Source organism: Pseudomonas sp. R4-35-07 (assembly GCF_003852235.1).
Taxonomy (GTDB): domain Bacteria; phylum Pseudomonadota; class Gammaproteobacteria; order Pseudomonadales; family Pseudomonadaceae; genus Aquipseudomonas.
In genome coordinates this window covers 5,644,417-5,667,398 of the sequence record NZ_CP027732.1, presented here as the reverse complement: position 1 = coordinate 5,667,398, position 22,982 = coordinate 5,644,417, and the positions used below count along the sequence as shown (strand labels likewise).

The window sequence follows — 22,982 nt, the reverse complement described above, 5'->3', positions numbered from 1 at the left end:
GTGTTTCTAGAGCATGCGCTCCAGGCCGACGCTGGTGGCGAACCAGGCATTGAACCGGCGCCACCAACTACCCTGCTCCCGGGTCAGGGTGTGCAATTGGCCGTTATCTTCGGTCACCCACACAATCTGCCCGTCCTGCAGCTTCGCCTCGTAGCTCAACGCCGGCGCCATACCTTGCAGCGCCAGGTTACGCACATGCTCCGCCAGTTCCGGACTGTCCACCAGCACGCCGACTTCGGTGTTCCATAGCACTGAGCGTGGATCGAAATTGAACGAGCCGATAAACGACTTCTCCCGATCGAAAATCATCGCCTTGCTGTGCAGGCTTGAGTCGGAACCGCGCAAGCTGCCTCGTCGAAACAGGTGCGGACCGCTGCTTGCGCTGGGGTCGCCCGGTTGTCGACGCAGCTCATAGAGTTTCACCCCATGCTCCAGCAGCGCCTTGCGATAGGGTGCGTAGCCGCCGTGCACGGCTGGTACATCAGTGGCTTCGAGGGAATTGGTCAGTAGGCTCACCGACACGCCCGCGTCGGCGCGGCCGGTCAGATACACCAGCCCGGGCGGGCCCGGAACGAAGTACGCCGAAATCATGATCAGCTCACGGCTGACGCCTGCCAACTGCGGCGCCAGTTGCGTGGTGAGCAGCAATTGCGGGTCCGGGTCGGCCTTCGCCAGCACCTTGCTCGGCGCATCCCACAGCGCCTGGTTCCAAGCCCAGATCAACTCGCGACGCCAGATATCCATGCGCGGCTGGGTCTGGTAGGTACGCAGGCGGTTATACAGGGCGTGGTTCTGCTGGCGCGATTGGGCCAGTGACGCTTCCAGGCGTCCACGTGCGACAGCCAGGTCGACCTTGGAGGGCATGGTTGCGACAAACTCATCGATAGGTTTGCTCAGCGCGCTGTTCCAGTACTGATCGAAACTGTGGCCCAGTTGCTCAGCCACCGGCCCGACGCTGAGCATGTCGATATCGGTGAAATTCAGATTGGGTTCGGCGTCGAAATACTCATCCCCCAGGTTGCGCCCACCCACGATCGCGACGCTGTTGTCTGCCAGCCAGAGTTTGTTATGCATGCGCCGGTGTTGCAGCGACAGGTTGAACAGGCGCCCCATGGCGCGTGTCACGCCCGTGCTGCGGCCCAGATGCAGCGGGTTGAACAGGCGAATTTCGATCTTGGGATGGGCGGCAAGGGTCGCGATGATCTGGTCGAGCCCGTCGCTGGTGGTGTCATCCAGCAGGATGCGCACACGCACGTCGCGGTCGGCGGCCTTGAGCAGTTCATCCACCAGCATGCGCGTGCTGATGCCGTCATGCACGATGTAGTACTGCAGGTCGAGGCTGGTCTGGGCGTTGCGGATCAACTCGGCGCGGGCCATGAAGGCTTCGCTGCTGTTGGGCAGCAAACGAAAGCCCGAACGGCCCTGATACGGCGCCGCCTGGGCCTGGATCGAGCGGCCGAAGGAAGACTGTGCCGCGGGCAGGGCATCACTGGGCACACGCGGTGTGGGGGCCGTCGCGCAGCCACCCAGTGCCAGCGCTCCCAACAGGAAAAGCGATAAAAGCCGTTGAGTCATCAAGGAAGCGCCATCCAGGTCAGGGCGGTTGTCGGCATATGACGGCAATTGCTCGGAAAAGGTCAGTCCGCCGATTCGGCCAGCAGGATGCGCGCAGCGGCACCGACCTTGCGCACGGCCTCTTCAATCTGTGGGGTCGGTTTGGCAGCGTAGTTCATGCGCAGGCAATTACGGTACTTGCCGGATGCAGAAAAAATGCTGCCTACCGCCACCTGTACGCCCTGTTCCATCAGCATGCGGTTGAGTTTCAGGGTATCGAAGCCCTCCGGCAATTCTATCCACAGCATGAAACTGCCCTGGGGCCGGCTGGCGCGCGTGCCGGCGGGGAAGTAGCGGCTGACCCAGTCGAGCATCAGGTCGCGATTGCGCTGGTATTGCGTACGCATCCTGCGCAAATGGGGCTCGAAATGCCCGCCTTTGAGAAATTCGGCGATCGCAATCTGCGGCTGCGTGGCGGTAGAGCCCGTGCTGATGTATTTCATGTGCAGCACCCGTTCCAGGTAACGCCCCGGCGCGACCCAGCCAATGCGCAGCCCAGGCGCCAGGGTTTTGGAAAACGAGCTGCACAGCAGCACCCGGCCGTCCTCGTCGAAGGATTTGATCGTGCGCGGGCGCGGGTAGCTGTAGGCCAGTTCGCCATACACATCGTCTTCGATAATCGCCACGTCAAAGCGCTGGGCCAGGGTCAGCAGTGCGCGCTTGCGCGCCTCCGGCATGATGTAGCCCAAGGGGTTGTTGCAGTTGGGGGTGAGCTGGATGATTTTGATCGGCCACTGTTCCAGCGCCAGTTCCAGGGCTTCAAGGCTGATGCCGGTGATCGGGTCGGTGGGGATTTCCAAGGCTTTCATGCCCAGGCCCTTGAGGGTCTGCATGGCGCCGTGAAAACTCGGTGAATCCACCGCAACGATATCGCCGGGCGCACAAATGGCGCGGATGCTGGTGGAAAGGGCCTCGTGGCAGCCTGTAGTGATGACGATGTCTTCGGCAGTCAGTTGGCAACCGGAATCCAATGACAGTCGCGCAATCTGCTCGCGCAATTCCATACAGCCAAGGATATTGTCGTAATACAGCCCCGGCAGATCCTGGCGACGACTGACGCGGGCCAGGCTGCGAAGCAATGGCTTGATAGTCGGCGACAATACATCCGGCATGCCACGGCCCAACTGTATGACGTCCTTACGCGGCACGGCACGGATCAACTCCAGCACCTGGTCCCACTGGGAAATTTCCACCGGCCGCTGGGCAGGGCGACCCACCTCGGGCAGCGCCGGCAGTTCACGGCCCACCGGTACAAAATAGCCGGACTTGGGCTTGGGCATCGCCAGGCCATTGTCCTCCAGCAATCGATAGGCTTGCTGCACGGTGCTCAGGCTGACCCCATGCTCCACGCTCAAGGCCCGCACGGAGGGCAGACGGTCGCCGGGGCGATAGAAGCCTTGTTCGATGCGGGTACCCAGCAATTCAGCGAGGTTGACGTACAGGGTCACGGCGGCCACTCCCAGCAGACCAATACAGATAGATGGAAAATACAGGATTCAGCCGTTCATAGCAGTATCTGTATGGAATTAATAAAGGGAGGTTGAATCTGTATTGGTTTTGCTCGCGCGCTCATCCTAGTCACTCAAGGCGGCACGCTAACGAGGGGACGGTAAATGAACGGCATGAGCGATGTACGGCTGGCATTACATGGCCAGGAACTGGAAGCAGCGCAGGAGCGGAGGTTGTCTATGCCTGCCGACAATCGCTGGAGCCTGTTCTGGCGCCGCCGTCATACCCGCAAGGCGTTGCTGACGCTGACCCGCGAGCAGTTGCGCGACGTGGGCCTGACGGCAGAACAGGCGCGCCATGAAGGCTTGAAACCGTTCTGGCGCGATTGATCAGGCCAGTTCTTTGAGGCGGTGCCAGAGCATCCCCAGGGCCAGCAGCGGCGAGCGCAGGTATTTGCCGCCAGGGAAAGTCATGTGCGGCACCTGGGCGAACAGGTCGAAGCGCCCTTGCTGCTGGCCGCTGATGGCTTCGGCCAGCAACCTGCCCGCCAGGTGTGTGGCGTTGAGGCCATGGCCGGCATAGGCCTGGGCGTAATACACATTGGGTTGATCCGCCAGGCGTCCGATCTGCGGCAACCGGTTGGCGCCGATGCCGATCATGCCGCCCCATTGGTAGTCGATTTTCACATCGGCCAATTCCGGGAATACCTGCAGCATCTTTGGCCGCATGTAGGCGCCGATGTCTTTCGGGTCGCGCCCGGAATAGTGGCAGGCGCCGCCGAACAACAGGCGGCGGTCGGCGGACAGGCGGAAATAATCCACCGTTACCCGCTGGTCACACACCGCCATGTTCTGCGGCAACAGGCGGGCGGCTTGCGCTTCACTCAAGGGCTCGGTGGCGATGATGTAGCTGCCTGCGGGCAATATTTTGCCGCTCAAGTGTGGGTTGAGGTCATTGAGGTAAGCGTTACAGGCCAGCACCAGGGTCTTGGCCTGTACCTGGCCCTGGGCGGTGTGCACCTTGACCTGCGAGCCGTAGTCGATGCGCGTCACTTGCGACTGCTCGAATAACTTCACGCCCAGTTGCTGCGCCGCGCCGGCTTCACCCAGGGCGAGGTTCAGCGGATGCAAATGTCCGGAGCCCATGTCGATCATTCCGCCCACATAGCGGTCGGAGCCAATCACGCTGGCCATTTCGCTGGCTTGCAGCAGGCGCACTGGATGGCGATAACCCAGGCTGCGCAGCTCTTCGGCGTCTTCGGCGAGGCCCTGCAGGTCGCGGGATTTGTTGGCCAAGTCGCAGTAGCCCCAAGTCAGGTCGCAGGGGATCTGGAAGCGTTCGACACGCTCGCGCACGATCTCCACCGCTTCCAGGCCCATCAGTTTCATCTGGCGCACGCCGTCGGTGCCGATCACATTGGTGAATTGGTCAAGGCCATGGCCGACGCCGCGAATCAGTTGGCCGCCGTTACGCCCGCTGGCGCCCCAGCCGATTTTGCGCGCTTCCAGCAGCACCACGCTGAAGCCGCGCTCGGCCAGTTCCAGGGCGGTATTGAGCCCGGAATACCCCCCGCCAATCACGCAGACATCGGCGTGCACCTCGCCCGTCAATGCCGGGTAATCGGGGTGCGGCACGCTGCTGGCGGCGTAGTAGGACGCGGTGTGCCGGGCGCTGGCGGTCATGGGGGCCTCCCTGTTTGGAAAATTTGACGCAGGATACAACGGTCCGACGGAGCTGTCTGTGCGCGCCGTTTTACGGCAGAATCCAGGCCTGTTCGCGGTGGGGTGTAGGTGTCGATGAGTTGCAACAGTCAGAAAGTCAGCGCCCTGCGCCGACAGATTCCTTCGTTCGAGTGTGTCCCTGGCTGCCACGACTGCTGTGGGCCGGTCACCACCTCGCCCGAGGAAATGTCGCGCCTGCCACGCAAGACGGCCGCCGAGCAGGAAGCTGCAATGGATGAGCTGAACTGCGTGCACCTGGGGCCGAACGGCTGCACGGTTTACGACGAACGCCCGTTGATCTGCAGGCTGTTTGGCACCACCAAGACCCTGCCATGCCCGAATGGTCGGCGCCCTGTGGAGCTGATTCACCCACGGGTGGAAAAGCAGATCCATGAGTACATGGCAAGTACTCGCCAGGTACTGGTGTAGCAGGTGTACTCGGTCAATGTGGGAGGGGGCTTGCTCCCGATAGCGGTGTGTCAGTCATTCTGCGATGCCTGACACACTGCAATCGAGGGCAAGCCCTCTCCCACATTTGAATGAGTTGTGTCAGTCAGTCCGGAATCGGCAGGTTCAGGCTTTCCTTCACTTCTTCCATCACGATATAGCTCTTGGATTCGCGCACATGGGGCAACTTGAGCAGGATATCGCCGAGTAATTTGCGGTACGAAGCCATTTCGGAAATCCGCGCTTTCACCAGATAGTCGAAGTCCCCGGACACCAAATGGCACTCCAGCACATGGGGCAGTTTGAGCACGGCGCGTCGGAACTCTTCGAACGTATCGCCAGACTTGTAATCCAGGCTGATCTCGACAAACACCAGCAAACTCCCCTTCAAATGCTGCGGATTGAGCCGCGCGTTGTAGCCCATGATGATCCCCTCGCGCTCCAGCCGGCGTACCCGCTCGGTGCACGGCGTCGTCGACAGCCCGACCTTCTCGCCCAGTTCCGTGAACGAAATGCGCCCATCGGTTTGCAGGATGCGCAGGATATTGCGGTCGATCTTGTCCAGCTCCCGCTTGGTCTGGGTGTTGGTACGCATAGGGGATACGCCTCTGTTAAAACGGTTTGTGCCGAGAATTGTCGCCAAATATAGGCATTTATATAGTGAAATGCACTGGCGATTGTTTTTTACACTGCGTCCATCATTGCTCGAATAACACACGTCAGCGGCTCAGCCCGTGGTGAGGATATAAAAATGCGCGTTCTGGTCTTGGGTAGCGGCGTCATTGGGGTGACCAGTGCCTATTATTTGGCGCGGGCCGGCTTTGAAGTCGTCGTGGTCGACCGCCAACCCGCTGCCGCCATGGAAACCAGTTTCGCCAACGCCGGCCAGGTATCCCCAGGCTACGCGTCGCCATGGGCCGCGCCGGGCGTGCCGCTCAAGGCGATCAAGTGGCTGCTGCAGCGCCATGCGCCGCTGGCAATCAAGGCCACTGCCGATATCGACCAATACCTGTGGATGGCGCAGATGCTGCGCAACTGCACCGCCAGCCGGTATGCGGTGAACAAGGAGCGCATGGTCCGCCTCTCTGAGTACAGCCGCGATTGCCTTGACGAATTGCGCGCTGAAACCGGGATTGCCTACGAAGGGCGCAGCCTGGGGACCACCCAAGTGTTCCGCACCCAGGCCCAGCTCGATGGTGCGGCCAAGGACATCGCCGTGTTGCAGGAGTCCGGCGTGCCTTTCGAGTTGCTTGACCGCGCCGGCATCGCTCGGGTCGAGCCAGCCCTGGCCAGCGTCACCGATATTCTCGCCGGTGCCCTGCGCCTGCCCAACGACCAGACCGGCGACTGCCAGATGTTCACCACACGCCTGGCGCAGATGTGCGAGCAGTTGGGCGTTGAGTTTCGTTTCGAACAGGACATCCAGCGCCTCGATCATGCAGGCGACCGCATCAATGGCGTGTGGATCGACGGCAAGTTGGAAACCGCCGACCGCTACGTGCTGGCCCTCGGCAGTTATTCGCCGAAGCTGCTCAAGCCGCTGGGGATCAAGGCGCCTGTGTACCCTCTCAAGGGCTATTCACTGACGGTGCCGATCACCAACCCGGCAATGGCGCCTACCTCGACGATCCTCGACGAAACCTACAAAGTCGCGATCACCCGTTTCGACAACCGCATCCGCGTCGGCGGCATGGCTGAGATAGCCGGTTTTGACCTGTCGCTCAACCCGCGCCGGCGTGAAACCCTGGAGATGATCGTCAACGACCTTTATCCTCAGGGCGGCGATTTGGCCCAAGCCAGTTTCTGGACCGGCCTGCGCCCGACCACACCCGATGGCACACCAATTGTCGGCGGCACCCCATTCAAGAACCTGTTCCTGAATACCGGCCACGGCACCCTCGGCTGGACCATGGCATGCGGCTCCGGTCGTTTGCTGGCTGACCTGATGGCGAAGAAAACCCCGCAGATCAGCGCCGAAGGCCTCGCTATTTCCCGTTACGGCAACCACCAGGAGTCTGCAAGACATGTCAATCCAGCGCCAGCTCACCAATGAGCGTATGAGCCAGATCGTTGTTCACAGCGGCACCGTGTACCTGGCAGGCCAGGTCGGCGACGACATGAATGCCGGCATCGAGCAGCAGACCCGTGAAACCCTGGCCAACATCGAGCGTTTGCTGGACCTGGCCGGCACCGACAAGACCCGGTTGCTGTCGGTGACCATCTATTTGAAGGACATCGATGCCGACTTCGCCGGTATGAACGCGGTGTGGGATACGTGGCTGCCCAAAGGCGCCGCGCCCGCTCGCGCTACGGTTGAAGCCAAACTGTGTGAGCCGAACATTCTGGTAGAGCTGTCCGTCGTGGCTGCGCTGCCTTAACCTGAATCCCTCTCCCGGCGCCGACGTTGTTGGTCGGCACCGGTTTTTTTACTCTGCCGCCTAGAAGCCTGCCGCCATGCGTCCTGCCCGTGCCCTGATCGACCTTCAAGCCCTGCGCCACAACTACCAACTGGCCCGCGAAGTCAGCGGGGCCAAAGCCCTCGCCGTGATCAAGGCGGATGCCTACGGGCATGGCGCGGTGCCCGTGGCCCAGGCGCTGGAGGCCGAGGCTGACGGGTTCGCGGTAGCGTGCATCGAAGAGGCCCTGGAACTACGCGCCGCCGGCATACGTGCGCCGGTGTTGCTGCTGGAAGGTTTTTTCGAAGCCGACGAGCTGGCGCTGATCGTCGAGCAAAACCTGTGGTGCGTGGTGCATTCGCTATGGCAACTCGAGGCTATCGAGCAGGCCACGCTGAGCCAGCCGTTGACCCTCTGGCTCAAGCTGGACTCGGGCATGCACCGTGTCGGCCTGCATCCCAAGGATTTCCAGGAGGCGTATAAGCGTCTGCTGGCCAGCGGCAACGTCGCGAAGATCGTGTTGATGAGCCATTTCGCCCGCGCCGATGAGCTCGATTGTGTGAGCAGCAACGAACAAGTGGCGGTATTCGAAGCGGCCCGCCAAGGGCTGGCGGCGGAGGTCAGCCTGCGCAATTCACCGTCCGTCCTGGGGTGGCCGAGTGTGCCCAGCGACTGGGTGCGCCCAGGCATCATGCTCTACGGCGCCACGCCCTTTGGTGACGACCAGGCCATCGCTGCCCGTTTGCAGCCGGTGATGACCCTGGAGTCCAAGATCATTTGCGTGCGCGAACTGCCAGCCGGCGAGCCGGTAGGCTACGGCGCCAGGTTCGTCACACCCAAGCCGATGCGTATCGGCGTGGTTGCCATGGGCTATGCCGATGGCTACCCGCGCCACGCGCCGACGGGCACGCCGGTGCTGGTCGCCGGCCAGCGCAGCCAGTTGCTGGGCCGGGTGTCCATGGACATGCTCTGCGTCGACCTGACGGATGTGCCCCAGGCGGGCCTGGGTTCCACAGTGGAATTGTGGGGCAAGCACATCCTCGCCAGCGAGGTCGCGACCGCTGCTGACACCATCCCTTACCAGATCTTCTGCAACCTGCGCCGGGTGCCAAGGCTCTATTGCGGCACTTGATCGCCCAGGACGAATACAGCTGTCCGGGATTTAGGCCCAAGTGTTGTAAATACTGAACGCTGTCGCCATGATAACGCTCAATTACAACAAAGCCTGAATCCTAGGAGGCTCCTGCATTGGACGTCGGCGAACGACTGCAATCCATCCGTAAACTCAAAGGTCTTTCCCAGCGCGAGCTTGCCAAGCGTGCGGGCGTCACCAACAGCACCATTTCGATGATTGAGAAAAACAGCGTCAGCCCCTCGATCAGTTCCCTGCGCAAGGTCCTGGGCGGCATTCCCATGTCCATGGTCGAGTTCTTTTCCGAAGAGATCCTCCAGGAAATACCGACGCAGATCGTCTATAAAGCCAATGAGCTGATCGACATCTCTGACGGCGCCGTCACCATGAAGCTGGTAGGCCGAGCGCACCCGAGCCGGGCCATCGCGTTCCTCAACGAAATCTACCCGCCAGGCGCCGACACGGGCGAAGAAATGCTCACCCACGAAGGCGAAGAAACCGGGATTCTGGTGGAAGGGCGCTTGGAACTGGTGGTCGGTCTTGAAACTTTTGTGCTCGAAGCAGGCGATAGCTACTACTTTGAAAGCACCAAGCCCCATCGTTTTCGCAATCCGTTCGACGTGCCGGCGCGACTAATCAGCGCAGCCACACCCGCGAACTTTTAAAATAGAGGCGCCCTGCCTGCGTTGCAGGGGTTCGCGCAGCTGTACACCGTGAGGCCGAATCTCCCTTTATTTAATAGGGTTGTTTCGGCCGGGCGGGCTAACCGCTATACTTTCGCCGCCTGTGAAACCGTGGCCGCAGGCGTGAATAGCCACCATTGAGGGTGAACGCGTGAACCTAATTATGAAAATGCTGGCTGCACCAGCAACCGTACTGGCCCTATGGGCTGTCAGCGCTCAAGCTGCGACCAACGATGACATCGCCAAGCGCCTGGAGCCTGTGGGCCAGGTGTGTGTCCAGGGCCAGGAATGCAAGGGCATGGAAGTCGCGGTCGCGGCGGGCGGCGGTGGGGCGAGAACCCCGGACGACATCATCGCCAAGCACTGCAATGCTTGCCACGGCACCGGCTTGCTGGGCGCACCGAAAGTTGGCGATACCGCCGCGTGGAAAGAGCGCGCCGATCACCAGGGCGGCCTTGACGGCATCCTCGCCAAGGCGATCACGGGCATCAATGCCATGCCGCCTAAAGGCACCTGCGCTGACTGTTCGGATGACGATCTGAAGGGCGCGATCAAGAAGATGTCCGGGCTCTAACCCGCCGATCTTCGCCAAAAAGGCCGCTCACGAGCGTAATGCTGTTCACTTAAGCATTTGAGTCCAAGCCGGGCTTTCTAGAGAATCCGATGTCAGACCCCTGGCATCGGATTTTTTTATGCCCATTCAGCAGCAGTTGCTCGACCTCGGCGATCTCTTCAATTTTTCTGACCTTAGCACCTTCACTCAGAACATCCCTATCGAGTGGGTAGCGAGTGCGCTGAACCTCTCGGCGCAAGCTACGATACGACGGCGCCGTTTGCCGAGCGATCAAGTTCTTTGGCTAGTTTTGGGCATGGCTCTGTTCCGCGATGAGCCTGTTCATGAGGTCGCCAGGCGTTTGAATATCTGCGCGCAAGGCTTGGCTTCTGATCAGTTGCTGGCCCGAAGCGGGGTAACTGAAGCTCGCAAAAGGCTCGGCGCTGACCCCGTTGAATCGCTGTTCCGTCAGACCGGTAAACATTGGGGCAACGAGCGTTACGAGGGAGATGACTGGAACGGTCTACAGGTCTTCGCGGTGGACGGTGCACTACTGCGAACTGCTGACTCACCTGAGCTCAGAGAACATTTTGGCTCCGGTAATACCGGCACCGACCGTCAAACCCCGTTTCCGATTCTGCGGCTCGTTGCGCTGATGAATGTCCGTTCGCATGTCATCCTCGATGCGCAGCTCAGCCCTTATCGGGGCAGTGAAATGCGGTTGGCCGAAACGTTTCTGGGGCAAATTCCGGACAATTCGATCACCTTGTTCGACAAAGGCTTCTGGGGCGCGGATCTACTGCTAAGCGTGGTGGGTGGCGGCGCGAACCGACACTGGCTGACACCTGCTCGCAAGAATTTGGTCATGGAGGAAGTAGAGCGCTACGGCGAGCGCGACCGTCTCGTCCGGATGAAGGTTTCCCCTCAGGCACGTAAACGAAATCCTGAGTTGCCCCTGAGTTGGGAAGTGCGTGAAGTTAGCTATGAAAGCCATGGAAAAGTCAGATCGCTGCTTACCTCTTTGCCTGTCGAGGACTACGACACCGCAGCTGTGGCTGAGCTGTACCTGGAGCGATGGTAGATTGAGCTGGGCTTCAGGGATATCAAAAGCTCGATGCAACAGAACGCGGTAACGCTGCGCAGTAAGAAAGTCGAGCTGATTTATCAGGAGGTCTGGGGGCTTTTGCTGGCTTATAACATTATTCGTCGAGAGGCCAGCCAAGCCGCTGTAGCGTTCGGCCGCGCACCTTCGGATATACGGTTCAAGCCTGCCTGCCAGTACATAGCGGTGCAGTTGATAGTGATGGCAGCCGCTAATCCGGTATCGGCAACAGGAAGGAGGCTAAGCGAGCTGAGGGGAGGAGTAGGAGGAATGTTTCTGGATCACCGCCCAAGGCCGGGAAGGCCAAGGACGGTGAAGATTTCCAAAACCCGGTACCCAGTGGACCGTAAGGCTGCTCCGCTTAAGTGAACAGCATTACGCTCACGAGCGGCTTTTTTGTGCCCGCGATTTGCGTTTCGTGGCTGGTCATTGCAGCAAAGACCCGGCAAGCTCGGTCCAACCCCAATTCATGGAATGTTCGGGAGCAGTCGGATGGTGCAGTTGTGTTCAATCGAGCAAGCAGTTGACGACGTACTGGCGCGCTTGCCGGCGCATATCCACATGGGCATGCCCCTGGGTTTGGGCAAACCCAACCTCTTCGCCAATGCGCTCTACCGGCGTATCGCCAAGCTGCCCGAGCGCGCGCTGACGATCTACACCGCATTGAGTCTGGGCCGGCCGACGCTAGGCGACGGGTTGCAGAAGCGCTTTCTCGAACCTTTTATCGAGCGGGTATTCGGCGATTACCCCGAGCTGGATTTCCTCGCTGACCTGCACACGGACAGCCTGCCGAAGAATATTCGCGTGCAGCAGTTCTTCATGCAGCCCGGCAGCCTGCTCCACAGCGACTCGGCGCAGCAGGATTACGTCAGCAGCAACTACAGCCATGCCGCGCGGGACATCAACGCCGCCGGCCTGAACCTGGTGGCGCAACTGGTTGCCAGCAGCGCCGAGCACCCCGACCGCCTGAGCCTGAGCTGCAACCCGGATATCACCCTCGACCTGCTGCCGATGATCGCCAAGCGGCGCGCGGCGGGTGAGACCATCCTGATCGTCGGCCAGGTCCATAGCGACTTGCCCTACATGCCCGGCGATGCCGAGTTGGGCATGGACGCCTTCGATTACCTGCTCGATGAGAAAGACAGCACCACGCTGTTCTCCACGCCAAATATGCCGGTGGGCTTCCAGGACCACTTTATCGGCCTGCATGCCAGCACGCTGGTGCGTGATGGCGGCACCTTGCAGATCGGTATCGGCTCCATGGGCGACGCGCTGACCGCCGCATTGCTGGCGCGCCAGGCCGATAACGAAGCCTATCGATTGTTGCTGACCGACCTGGATGTGTATCAGTGGGCGCCCTTGATCAGCCGTGAAGGCGGCGTTGAGCCATTCGCCCGTGGCCTTTACGGTTGCAGCGAAATGTTCGTCAACGGCTTGCTGGTGCTGGCCGATGCCGGAATCATTCGGCGCAAGGTGTACCCGGATGTGGCAACCCAGGAGCAGGCCAACGCGGGGCTGCTCGACGATGCGGCGCAGCCCGATGGCATCTCGATCCATGGCGGTTTCTTCCTCGGCCCGCGCAGTTTCTACCAGCGCTTGCAGGAGATGAGCCACGCCAGGCGGCAGGCATTCAACATGACGCGCATTAGCTATATCAACGAGCTGTACGGCCAGGAAGAGCTCAAGCGTTTACAGCGCCAGGACGCACGGTTTATCAACAGCGCGATCATGGTCACCCTGCTCGGCGCCGGTGTGGCCGACCAATTGGAAGATGGCCGCGTGCTCAGCGGCGTGGGCGGGCAGTACAACTTCGTTGCCCAGGGCCACGCGCTGGAAGGCGCACGCTCGGTCCTGATCCTGCGCAGCTGGCGCGAGTCGGCGGGGGAGGTCAGTTCGAATATCGTCTGGGAGTACGGCCATTGCACCATTCCCCGGCACCTGCGGGATATCGTCATTACCGAGTACGGGATTGCCGATTTGCGCGGTCAGACGGATGCCCAGGTGATCGAGGCGTTGCTCAATATCACTGACTCGCGCTTCCAGGAAGGCTTGATCGACCAGGCGCAAAAAGCCGGCAAGCTGCCCAAGGATTTCAAGCTGGACCCGCGTTTTGCCGACAACACACCGCAGCGGCTCCAGGCGATTCAAGCCAAGCATCGACGGCTGTTCCCGGAATACCCGTTGGGCAGTGATTTCACGGATGAGGAGCGGGACCTGTTGCGTGCTCTGAATTGGCTCAAGAGCAAATTCAAGCTCACGGAGATACTGGAACTGGGCAAGGCGGCGCTGGATGCACCGGAGCCGGAGGCGTTTCCCAAGCACTTGGAGCGGATGCGGTTGGATCAGCCGGAGGGGTTCAAGGAGGACCTGTACCAGCGCCTGCTACTCGCCGGCCTACAGGCCACCGCGCACTGACATTCCAACACAAGGCAAATGTGGGAGGGGGCTTGCCCCCGATAGCGGTGTATCAGTCACCAAAAAGGTTGGCTGACCCACTGCCATCGGGGGCAAGCCCCCTCCCACATTTTGAGCTGTGTTGAATCAGATAAAGGTCACAACCCCACCCGCCAGCGACTTCACCCGCGCCAGCGACTCAACCCGATAACCCTGGGCATCGAGTTCCGCACGGCCACCCTGAAACGACTTCTCAATAACGATGCCCAGGCCGGCGACGGTCGCGCCCGCTTGCTTGATGATCGAAATCAGCGCCTGGGAGGCCTTGCCATTAGCCAGGAAGTCATCGATGACCAGTACGCGGTCGCTGCTGGTCAGGTGGCGTGGGGAAATTGCCACGGTGCTTTCGGTTTTCTTGGTGAAGGAATACACCGTCGCCGACAGCAGGTTTTCGGTCAGTGTCAGGGACTGCTGCTTGCGTGCGAAGATCACCGGCACGCCGAGGTTCAGGCCGGTCATGATCGCCGGGGCGATGCCTGAGGCTTCGATGGTGACGATCTTGGTGATGCCGGAGTCCTTGAACAGCGCGGCGAATTCGTCGCCAATCAGTTTCATCAGTGCCGGATCGATCTGGTGGTTCAGAAAGGCATCAACCTTGAGTACCTGATCGGAAAGCACGATGCCTTCTTCGCGAATTTTCTTGTGCAGTGCTTCCACGGAAAGCTTCCTCTGTTAGCGCAACAGGCGCCGAAAGTAGATTAAAAAGTAGTCGATTCTAGCGCTTTAACATCGCGCGTATATCAGCCAAGGCGCTGTTGCCGCGAACGGCCTTCACCTCGGTCGGGGTGTCGTCGTTGCCTTCCCAGGCCAGGTCATCCGGCGGCAACTCATCGAGGAAGCGGCTGGGGGCACAATCGATGATTTCGCCGTATTGCTTACGCTTGGCGGCGAAGGTGAAGGCCAGTGTCTGACGCGCACGGGTAATGCCCACGTAGGCCAGGCGCCGTTCTTCCTCGATGGTGTCGGCTTCGATGCTGGAGCGATGCGGGAGGATTTCCTCTTCCATGCCCATGATGAACACGTAGGGAAATTCCAGACCCTTGGATGCATGCAAGGTCATCATCTGCACACCTTCGGCGCCGTCTTCCTCTTCCTGCTGACGCTCGAGCATGTCGCGCAGCACCAGCTTGCCGATGGCGTCCTCAACGGTCATTTCACCGTCTTCGTCTTTTTCCAGGGTGTTCTTCAGGGCTTCGATCAGGAACCAGACGTTGCCCATGCGGTAGTCCGCAGCCTTGTCGCTGGAACTGTTGGTGCGCAGCCAGTTTTCGTAGTCGATGTCCATGACCATGCTACGCAGGGCGCTGATCGGGTCTTCACCGGCGCACTGCTCACGGACCTTGTCCATGAAGCGCTTGAAGCGCGACAGGCGATCGGTGAAGCGCGTGTCCAGGTGCTCGCCCAGACCGATTTCGTCGGTGGCGGCGTACATCGAGATCTTGCGTTCAGTGGCGTAGTTGCCAAGTTTTTCCAGGGTCGTCGAACCGATTTCCCGACGCGGCACGTTGATCACGCGCAGGAAGGCATTGTCGTCGTCCGGGTTCACGATCAGGCGGAAGTAGGCCATCAGGTCTTTCACTTCCTGGCGCCCGAAAAAGCTGTTGCCGCCCGACAGGCGATACGGCACCTGGTGGTGCTGCAGTTTCAGCTCGATCAGCTTGGCCTGGTAGTTACCGCGATACAGGATCGCAAAGTCGCTGTAAGGCCGGTCGGTGCGCAGGTGCAGGCTGAGGATTTCCACGGCCACGCGCTCGGCTTCGGCGTCTTCGTTGCGGCAGCGGATCACGCGGATTTCGTCGCCATGGCCCATCTCGCTCCACAGTTGTTTTTCAAACTCGTGGGGGTTGTTGGATATCAGCACGTTGGCGCAGCGCAGGATACGGCTGGTGGAGCGGTAGTTCTGCTCCAGCATCACCACTTTCAGGGACGGGTAGTCGTCCTTGAGCAGCATCAGGTTTTCCGGGCGCGCACCGCGCCAGGCGTAGATCGACTGGTCGTCGTCGCCCACCACGGTGAACTGGTTGCGTGTACCGATCAGCAGTTTCACCAGCAGGTATTGGCTGGCGTTGGTGTCCTGGTATTCGTCCACCAGCAGGTAGCGCACCTTGTTCTGCCACTTTTCCAGGATGTCCTTGTGTTCCTGGAACAGTTTGACCGGCAGCAGGATCAGGTCGTCGAAGTCCACCGCATTGAACGCCTTGAGCGTGCGCTGATAGTGGGTGTAGACGATGGCGGCGGTCTGTTCCTTGGGGTTGCGTGCGGCTTCCAGGGCTTCGGCGGGCAGGACCAGGTCGTTTTTCCAGGCGCCGATCATGTTCTTGATCTCGTCGACGCCGTCGTCGCCCGCGTATTCCTTCTGCATGATGTCGGTCATCAGGGCTTTGACGTCGGCCTCGTCGAAGATCGAAAAGCCCGGTTTGTAGCCCAGTCGCGCATGTTCCTTGCGGATGATGTTCAGCCCGAGGTTGTGGAAGGTACACACGGTGAGGCCACGGCCTTCGCCACCCTTGAGCAGGGTGCCGACGCGCTCTTTCATTTCCCGCGCCGCCTTGTTGGTAAAGGTCATGGCGACGATGTACTGGGCGCGGATGCCGCAGTTCTGGATCAGGTGCGCGATCTTGCGGGTGATCACGCTGGTCTTGCCGGAGCCAGCACCGGCGAGCACCAATAGAGGGCCGCCGACGTAGTTCACGGCTTCTTGCTGCCGGGGATTGAGTCGGGACATACAGAGTTCGGGGAGTCGTCGTTCAAAAGGGCGGGCATTTTAACAGGCTGGCAAGTTTCTGCTGCCCTGGATCGACGGTGTGACGTACCACTCGATCTAAATTTGCCGGTTTTGCTACTTTGCCGCAGGATGTGCGGGGTATTGCGACTATTTTTCACAGTCTGCGTGTTTGATAGCACCTATCATTTGTCAGGCATTGGTCATTGTCAGACCGCACGTCATAATGCCACCGCCAACGAATTCTTGCAGAGTCTAGGGAGCTAGCTTGTCTACGCCTGTCGAACCCTTGCGTTTGCTGCTGCTGGCCGATGAGCCTGAGTGGGCAGCGTTGTTGCGCGAGTGCCTGGCGCCGATGGGCGACGGGGCTGTGCTGATCAGCGCGCCCAACTGGGACTCGGTGAGTCGTCTGTTCGACGACGACCACGGTGCGGTGCTCTTGACCACGCCCCCTCTGCAACCCGGCCCGGGCCGGTGCAGCTTGCCGTGTGTATTGTTGCTGGAACAGGAACCGCTGGTTTCGCCGCTCGGTGTCAGCGATTGGCTGGTCCATTCCGTGCTGGACGCCGATACCTTGCGCCGCTGCCTGCGCCATGTGCGCGAGCGTGGCGTACTGGAGAACACGTTGCAGCGCCTGGCCGAACAGGACCCGCTCACCGGTATCGCCAACCGCCAGGGTTTCCAGACCTTGCTGGCGGCGCGGCTGGCGGATAACGAAGGTCGCGGCCTGGCCCTCGGTCACCTGGACCTGGACAATTTCCGTCACGCCAACGATGCCCTCGGTCATCAGGCCGGCGACCGCTTGATCCTGCAGGTGGTATCGCGGCTCAAGAGCCAGCTTGAAGCCGGTGACCAATTGGCGCGCCTGGGCAGCGATGAGTTCGCGCTGCTGATCGACACCCGCCGTGCGCCCCAGCGCGCCGAGTGGATGGCCGAGCGCATCACCGAAGTCATGGCCGAGCCTTACTGGGTGGACGGTGAAAGCCTGCTGATCGGCTGCAGCCTGGGTGTGGCGCATGCCCGCGCCCGCGCCGGGGCCGACCCGTTGATGTGGCACGCCCATATCGCCATGCAGCAGGCCAAAAGCACCCAGGGCTGTACCTTTCATATCTTCAACGAACGCATCAACCGCAACGCGCGCAGCCTGGCCGACCTGGAAAGCGAATTGCGCCGTGCGTTGCGCCGCGATGAGCTGGAGCTGCACTACCAGCCGCGCCTTGACCTGGACGATGGGCATATTGTGGGCCTGGAAGCTCTGGTGCGTTGGCGCCACGGCGAGCGTGGCCTGTTGCCACCGAGCGAGTTCGTGCCCCTGGCCGAACAAAGTGGCCTGATCGTGCCGTTGGGTTACTGGGTTATTGCCCGTGCCCTGCGCGACATGCAGGACCTGCGCGAACGTGGCCTGCCGGCGTTGCACATGGCGGTCAACCTGTCGTTTCGCCAGTTTCAGGACAGTCAACTGCTCTCGACACTCAGTCGGCTGATTGCCGAGCGTGGCGTGGAAGCGCAATGGCTGGAGTTCGAGTTGACCGAAACCGCTGTGATGCGTCGCAGCGACCTGGTCAAACAGACCATGGACGCCCTCGGTCGCCTCGGCGTGCGGTTTTCCCTGGATGACTTCGGCACCGGTTTCTCATCGTTCGTGCACCTCAACAGCCTGCCGATTGCCTTGTTGAAGATCGACAAGAGCTTCGTCGGCGGCATGGAAGGGCGCGAAGAGAATCGCAAACTGGTGCACGCCATGATCAACCTGGCCCACAACCTCAACCTGGAAGTGGTGGCCGAAGGCGTGGAGACCGCTGAGCAACTTGCGCTTTTGAGGCTGTTTGGTTGCGATCAAGCCCAGGGCTACTTGATCAGTAAACCGCTGCCATTGGCCGAGCTGGTGGAGTACCTGACGTTTGGCAAGGGCCAGCAGGCGTTGTTGGGCTGAATAAACTCAATCTAAAAATGTGGGAGGGGGCTTGCTCCCGATGAGGTGTATCAGGCAACAAATGTGTTGGCTGACCCACTGCTATCGGGGGCAAGCCCCCTCCCACATTTCTAATCGAGTAGGACCTTAGTGCGTCTGTGCGGTCTGGAAACCAGTTTGTATTTCCGGCTCCTGTCGAATCATCCGTTTCATCTTCGCCTCAAACGCCCACGTCAGGCTCACCGCCGCGCAGGCAAGGCCCAGCGCCAGGCCCCACCACACGCCGGTCGGCCCCCAGCCTAACGTGAACGCCATCAACCAGGCCGATGGCGCGCCGATCAGCCAGTAGCAACCGAGCCCCACCAGGAAGGTGGTCTTGGCGTCCTTGAGGCCACGGATGCAGCCCATGGCAATGGTCTGCACACCGTCGAACAGCTCGAACCAGGCCGCGACGGCCAGCAGGCTGACGGCGAGCACGATCACCTCGTGAAAGGCCGGGTCGTCATGGTCGAGGAACAGCCCGATCAGCGGATCGGAAAACAGCCAGAACACCACGGCAAACCCCAGCATGACCATGGCGCCGAACCCTATGCCGACCCGCCCGGCTAGGCGCGCGCTCAACAACCGCCCGGCGCCATAGTGCTGGCCGATACGCATGGTCACCGCGTAGGACATCCCCGCCGGGACCATGAACGCCACCGAGACGATCTGCAGGGCAATCTGGTGCGCCGCCAACTGCGTACTGCCCATGGTGCCCATGCACAGCGCCGCAAACGCGAACAGCCCGACTTCCACTGCATAGGTGCCGCCGATCGGCAGGCCCAGGCGCCACAGCTCGCGCAGATAGTGAGTATTGAGGCGCAGCAGGCCGGTAGTCAGGGGGTAGGCGGCGTAGGTCCGGTTGCTGCGGATGTACCACATCAGCGCCAACGCCATGCCATTGGCGACGATGGCCGTTACCAGGCCAATGCCCATCAGCCCGAGCTTCGGCAGGCCGAACATGCCTTCGATCAGCGCATGGTTGAGCAGGTAATTGACCACCGTGCCGCACAGGCTGATCACCACCACTGGCGTGGCTTTGCCGATAGCGCTGGTGAAACCGCGCAACGCCATGAAGCTCAGATAGCCGGGCAGGGCGAATGGCAGGAGGGTCAGGAACTGCCCGGCGGCCTGCACGTTGGTTTCGGTCTGGCCGAACAGCAGCAGCACTGGCTTCAGGTTCCACAGCAGCAGCGCCGCCGCCAGGGCCATCAACCACGCCAGCCACAGCCCGGACTGGGTCAGCCGGGTGGCACCGTCGATGTCGCCCGCGCCGTGACGGATCGCCACCAGGGTGCCCACCGCCGCAATTACACCGATGCAGAAAATCGCCACAAACGAATAGCTCGCCGCGCCCAGGCCGCCGCCGGCCAGGGCTTCGGGGCTCAGGCGGGCCATCATCAGGGTGTCGGTCAGCACCATCAGCATGTGCGCCAACTGTGAGGCAATCAACGGCCCCGACAGCCGCAGAATGGCCCAGAGTTCGGTGCGTACAGGATGCTGCATGATCATCACACTCGACAGGTCAGGGGGGTGGAGAGGGCTGATTCTCGGCGCTTTGAGCGCATTGCACAAAAGGATAAAAGCGATCGTCTGCATGATTAAAACTCATGCCTGAACTATTCTGGTAGGGTTTGCGGATTGCGCTGTCGGAGCTTTCAGAATGTCCCGTCGTCTTCCTCCGCTTTACGCCCTGCGGGCGTTCGAGGCCGCGTCTCGTCACCATTCCTTTACCCGCGCGGCAGAGGAGTTGTCGATTACCCAAAGTGCGGTCAGCCGGCATATTCGTACGCTCGAAGAGCATTTCGCCTGCCGGCTTTTCCAGCGCAGCGGCCGCACCCTGCAGCTCACGGAGGCGGCGCGCTTGTTGCTGCCCGGCGTGCGCGAAGGTTTCGCCGCCCTGGAGCGCGCCTGCCATACCCTGAATGCCGAAGATGACATCTTGCGTATGAAAGCGCCGTCCACCTTGACCATGCGCTGGCTGCTGGCGCGGTTGAGTCGCTTTCGGGCCTTGCAGCCGGGCAATGAGGTGCAGCTCACCAGTGCGTGGATGAGCATCGATGAAGTGGACTTCAACCAGGAGCCGTTCGATTGCGCGGTATTGCTCAGTAACGGGCACTTTCCCGCAGACTGGGAGGCCAGTTACCTGTTTGCCGAAATGCTGATTCCGGTGGGCGCGCCCAATCTCTTGGATGACGGCCCCTGGAACGTGACGCGGCTGGCAACGGCCGAACTGCTGCATCCGACACCGGACCGTCGCGACTGGCGCTACTGGTTGGAACGCATGGGGTTGGCGTCCCGGGTTTCGCTCAAGGGTGGGCAGGTGTTCGATACGCTGGAGTTGGGCATGATCGCCGCCGCGCGGGGTTATGGGGTGTCCATGGGTGACTTGCTGATGGTGGCAGAGGACGTCGCCCAGAAACGCGTGAGCCTGCCTTGGCCAACGGCCGTCGCCAGCGGGGAAAGCTATTACCTGGTGTGGCCCAAAACCCGCCCCGGTGGTGAGCGCCTGCGGCGTTTGGCGGAGTTTCTCCAGGGCGAGGTGCATGCGATGGTTTTGCCCGAAGTGGCCCGCCTTGAATGAAGGGTTTGGCATGTGTACTGCAATCGTTTGCGCGATACCCCTGTGAATCGCTCAAGTATTGTAAAACTCCGCCGAAGTAGGAGTGTTGGAACCATCGTGCACTTACGTTTCCCACCAGATAATTCGCCGAGCAGCGCTAAGAGATCAGGATGATCCTGGCCTCGGCTCAGGAGCTGTCATGTCTCAACCTCGCGCTCGGATCGCCTCCCAGTTAGGCCTCGCATTGGCCGTGATTCTTGCTGTCGTTATCAGCGGCAGTACCGTTTTCGCTCTACGCTCCCTCGACACCGCCAACCTCGCCACCCGCGAGGAACACCTGGCCAGCGAGGCGCGCCTGCTCGCCGACCAACTCAATACCTTCCACAGCACCTTGCGCGAGAGCACCCAGCGTTTGAGCGGGCTGTTTGAAAAGCGCTTCGGCGCCGGCTTGAGCGTGCGTGCGGACCAGCCAGTCGCCGTGGCCGGTGTGCAAACCCCGAGCCTGTACCTGGGCAGCCAGTTGCTGAACAACGACTTCAGCGAAGTGGATGAATTCAAGGACATGTCCGGCGGCGTGGCCACGGTATTCGTGCGCAGCGGCGATGACTTTGTCCGCATCAGCACGTCCCTGACCAAGCAGGATGGCAACCGCGCCATCGGCACTGTGCTGGACCGCCAAGGGCCGGCCTACCAGCGTGTGTTCAGCGGACAGACCTACATCGGTCGGGCAGTGTTGTTCGATCGCTCGTACATGACCCAGTACAGCCCAGTGCGTGACGCCAGCGGAAAAGTCATTGCGGTGCTGTTCATCGGTTTCGACTACACCGACGAGCAGAAAGCCCAGTTCGACAATCTCAAGCGCTTCCGTATCGGCCAGACCGGCTCTCTCTCGTTGCTGGATGAACAGAAGCACTGGCTGGTGCCGCCGGCCGGTGTACAAGCCTTGGATCAAGCCATTCCGGTGATGCTCGACCTGGCGAAGAAGCCGGGTGAAGGGCGCTTCTGGAGCGACAAGAACGAAGATTTCTACAGCGTTTCGGTACCGTTCGAGGGCGGCCCCTGGGCGGTGGTGGCAAGCATGCCGAAGGCTGAGATTCGTGCAGTGACCTGGGACGTCGGCCTGCGCCTGGTCATCGGCAGCGTGCTGGCCATGCTGTTGGCGGTGGGCGCCACCGTGTGGCTGTTGCGCAGCAAGCTCGCGCCCCTGAGTGACCTGGTGCGCCAAGCCGAAGCGCTCGGTGCAGGCGACCTGAGCGCGCGCCTGAATGTTTCCAGCCATGACGAAATCGGCCAGCTGGCGCGCAGCTTCAACCAGATGGGCGAAGCGCTGTCGACCATGGTTTCGCACATCCGCAAGGCGGCGGAAGAGGTCAACAGCCGTGCCCAGGCGTTGTCCGGTTTGTCTGGCGGTGCCTATGAAGGCATGGAACAGCAGTCCGGCGAGATCACCAGCATGGCGGGCGCGGTGGAAGAGTTCAGCGCCACCTCCCTGAATATCGCTGACAACATGGGCAGCACCGAGCGTCTGGCCCAGGAAAATGCCCAGCAGACCCGCATCGGGCGTGCCTCGATGCAGGAGGCCTCGTCGTCCCTGGAACATATCGCCACCGCCCTGAACAGCACCGCGACGGTGATCAACACTTTGGGCCAGCGTTCCCAGGAAATCGGCGGCATCGTTGGCGTGATTACGTCGATCGCGGAACAGACCAATTTGCTGGCGCTGAATGCCGCCATCGAAGCTGCCCGCGCGGGCGAGCAAGGCCGTGGCTTTGCCGTGGTCGCTGACGAAGTGCGCAACCTGGCCTCGCGCACCCGCCAGGCCACTGATGAAATTTCCGGCATGATCCAGAGCATCCAGCAGGAAACCGGGAATGCCATCAGCACCATGGAACACGGCAATGTACTGATGCAGGAAGGCCTGTCGCGCAATGCCGACGTGGCTTCGGCCCTGGCGCGCATCGACGAGCAGAGCCGCTCGGCCGGCCAGCAGTTTGCCGCCATCACCACCGCCACCCAGGAGCAGAGCAGCACCGCGACCTTGCTCAGCAGCAACCTGCAGAGCATTGCGCTGGCTAACAGCGAGCAGCGTGAGGTGGTGTCGAACCTGGCGATCACCGCCAAGGAACTGGAGACCCTGGCGGCGGGCCTGCGGCATGAAGTAGACCGGTTCCGCTAAGCCACCACCATTCAGAATG

Annotated in this window: 18 protein-coding genes and 1 pseudogene; 12 read left to right on the top strand and 7 right to left on the bottom strand. The window is 61.1% G+C overall.

Annotated elements, in window-relative coordinates; translation table 11 throughout:
* Positions 1–6 precede the first annotated feature (6 nt).
* On the bottom strand, positions 7–1,575 hold the full coding sequence (locus tag C4J89_RS26070; protein WP_124415910.1) for a phospholipase D family protein: 1,569 nt from the start codon (positions 1,573–1,575) through the stop codon (positions 7–9).
* Positions 1,576–1,637: 62 nt separating this feature from the next.
* A complete protein-coding gene (locus tag C4J89_RS26065; RefSeq protein WP_124415909.1) occupies positions 1,638–3,062 on the bottom strand; it encodes a PLP-dependent aminotransferase family protein in 1,425 nt (474 codons plus the stop codon).
* A gap of 165 nt (positions 3,063–3,227) precedes the next feature.
* Between C4J89_RS26065 and C4J89_RS26060 the strand changes: the two genes are divergently transcribed.
* Positions 3,228–3,452, top strand: coding sequence for a DUF1127 domain-containing protein (locus tag C4J89_RS26060; protein WP_124364964.1), 225 nt, complete (start codon positions 3,228–3,230; stop codon positions 3,450–3,452).
* Here C4J89_RS26060 and C4J89_RS26055 read toward each other — a convergent pair whose 3' ends face one another.
* Positions 3,453–4,745, bottom strand: a complete 1,293-nt coding sequence (locus tag C4J89_RS26055; protein WP_124415908.1) for an FAD-binding oxidoreductase — start codon at positions 4,743–4,745, stop codon at positions 3,453–3,455.
* A 114-nt stretch (positions 4,746–4,859) separates the two neighbouring features.
* On the opposite strand from C4J89_RS26055, the gene C4J89_RS26050 reads away from it, so the two are divergent.
* The gene (locus tag C4J89_RS26050; RefSeq protein ID WP_124364962.1) at positions 4,860–5,213 is read left to right on the top strand and encodes a YkgJ family cysteine cluster protein; all 354 of its coding nucleotides are present in this window, start codon (positions 4,860–4,862) and stop codon (positions 5,211–5,213) included.
* Between the two features lie 124 nt (positions 5,214–5,337).
* Here C4J89_RS26050 and C4J89_RS26045 read toward each other — a convergent pair whose 3' ends face one another.
* Positions 5,338–5,826, bottom strand: a complete 489-nt coding sequence (locus C4J89_RS26045) for an Lrp/AsnC ligand binding domain-containing protein (RefSeq protein ID WP_003176896.1) — start codon at positions 5,824–5,826, stop codon at positions 5,338–5,340.
* A 156-nt stretch (positions 5,827–5,982) separates the two neighbouring features.
* Between C4J89_RS26045 and dadA the strand changes: the two genes are divergently transcribed.
* The 7 genes and pseudogenes from dadA to C4J89_RS26010 all read left to right on the top strand — a co-directional run bounded on the left by dadA (position 5,983) and on the right by C4J89_RS26010 (position 13,512).
* A complete protein-coding gene (gene dadA, locus C4J89_RS26040) occupies positions 5,983–7,284 on the top strand; it encodes a D-amino acid dehydrogenase (RefSeq protein ID WP_124368810.1) in 1,302 nt (433 codons plus the stop codon).
* Complete coding sequence (locus tag C4J89_RS26035) at positions 7,256–7,609, top strand: RidA family protein (RefSeq protein ID WP_124364960.1); 354 nt, start codon at positions 7,256–7,258, stop codon at positions 7,607–7,609. The genes dadA and C4J89_RS26035 overlap by 29 nt, the downstream gene beginning before the upstream one ends.
* Positions 7,610–7,685: 76 nt before the next feature.
* Positions 7,686–8,759, top strand: coding sequence for an alanine racemase (gene alr, locus C4J89_RS26030; RefSeq protein ID WP_124415907.1), 1,074 nt, complete (start codon positions 7,686–7,688; stop codon positions 8,757–8,759).
* A 116-nt stretch (positions 8,760–8,875) separates the two neighbouring features.
* Entirely contained in the window at positions 8,876–9,424 is a 549-nt protein-coding gene (locus C4J89_RS26025; protein ID WP_003176893.1) for a cupin domain-containing protein, read from the top strand.
* A gap of 181 nt (positions 9,425–9,605) precedes the next feature.
* Positions 9,606–10,016, top strand: coding sequence for a cytochrome c5 family protein (locus C4J89_RS26020; protein WP_124369032.1), 411 nt, complete (start codon positions 9,606–9,608; stop codon positions 10,014–10,016).
* A 118-nt stretch (positions 10,017–10,134) separates the two neighbouring features.
* Positions 10,135–11,466 (top strand): annotated as a pseudogene (locus C4J89_RS26015) (IS4 family transposase).
* A 123-nt stretch (positions 11,467–11,589) separates the two neighbouring features.
* Entirely contained in the window at positions 11,590–13,512 is a 1,923-nt protein-coding gene (locus C4J89_RS26010) for an acetyl-CoA hydrolase/transferase C-terminal domain-containing protein (RefSeq protein ID WP_124415906.1), read from the top strand.
* A 126-nt stretch (positions 13,513–13,638) separates the two neighbouring features.
* Here the strand turns inward: C4J89_RS26010 and C4J89_RS26005 are convergent, their stop codons facing one another.
* Both C4J89_RS26005 and rep read right to left on the bottom strand, forming a co-directional pair.
* A complete protein-coding gene (locus C4J89_RS26005) occupies positions 13,639–14,208 on the bottom strand; it encodes a xanthine phosphoribosyltransferase (protein WP_003176890.1) in 570 nt (189 codons plus the stop codon).
* 58 nt (positions 14,209–14,266) lie between these two features.
* Complete coding sequence (gene rep / locus C4J89_RS26000) at positions 14,267–16,276, bottom strand: DNA helicase Rep (RefSeq protein WP_124364957.1); 2,010 nt, start codon at positions 16,274–16,276, stop codon at positions 14,267–14,269.
* 265 nt (positions 16,277–16,541) lie between these two features.
* Between rep and C4J89_RS25995 the strand changes: the two genes are divergently transcribed.
* On the top strand, positions 16,542–18,206 hold the full coding sequence (locus C4J89_RS25995) for a bifunctional diguanylate cyclase/phosphodiesterase (protein WP_124415905.1): 1,665 nt from the start codon (positions 16,542–16,544) through the stop codon (positions 18,204–18,206).
* A 126-nt stretch (positions 18,207–18,332) separates the two neighbouring features.
* On the opposite strand, the gene C4J89_RS25990 is transcribed toward C4J89_RS25995, so the two are convergent.
* Complete coding sequence (locus C4J89_RS25990) at positions 18,333–19,736, bottom strand: NorM family multidrug efflux MATE transporter (protein ID WP_124415904.1); 1,404 nt, start codon at positions 19,734–19,736, stop codon at positions 18,333–18,335.
* A gap of 151 nt (positions 19,737–19,887) precedes the next feature.
* Here C4J89_RS25990 and C4J89_RS25985 point away from each other — a divergent pair, with 151 nt between their 5' ends.
* Both C4J89_RS25985 and C4J89_RS25980 read left to right on the top strand, forming a co-directional pair.
* A complete protein-coding gene (locus tag C4J89_RS25985) occupies positions 19,888–20,808 on the top strand; it encodes a LysR substrate-binding domain-containing protein (RefSeq protein WP_124415903.1) in 921 nt (306 codons plus the stop codon).
* A gap of 178 nt (positions 20,809–20,986) precedes the next feature.
* Positions 20,987–22,963: a methyl-accepting chemotaxis protein gene (locus C4J89_RS25980; protein WP_124415902.1), complete on the top strand. Its 1,977-nt coding sequence runs from the start codon at positions 20,987–20,989 to the stop codon at positions 22,961–22,963.
* Positions 22,964–22,982: the final 19 nt, after the last annotated feature.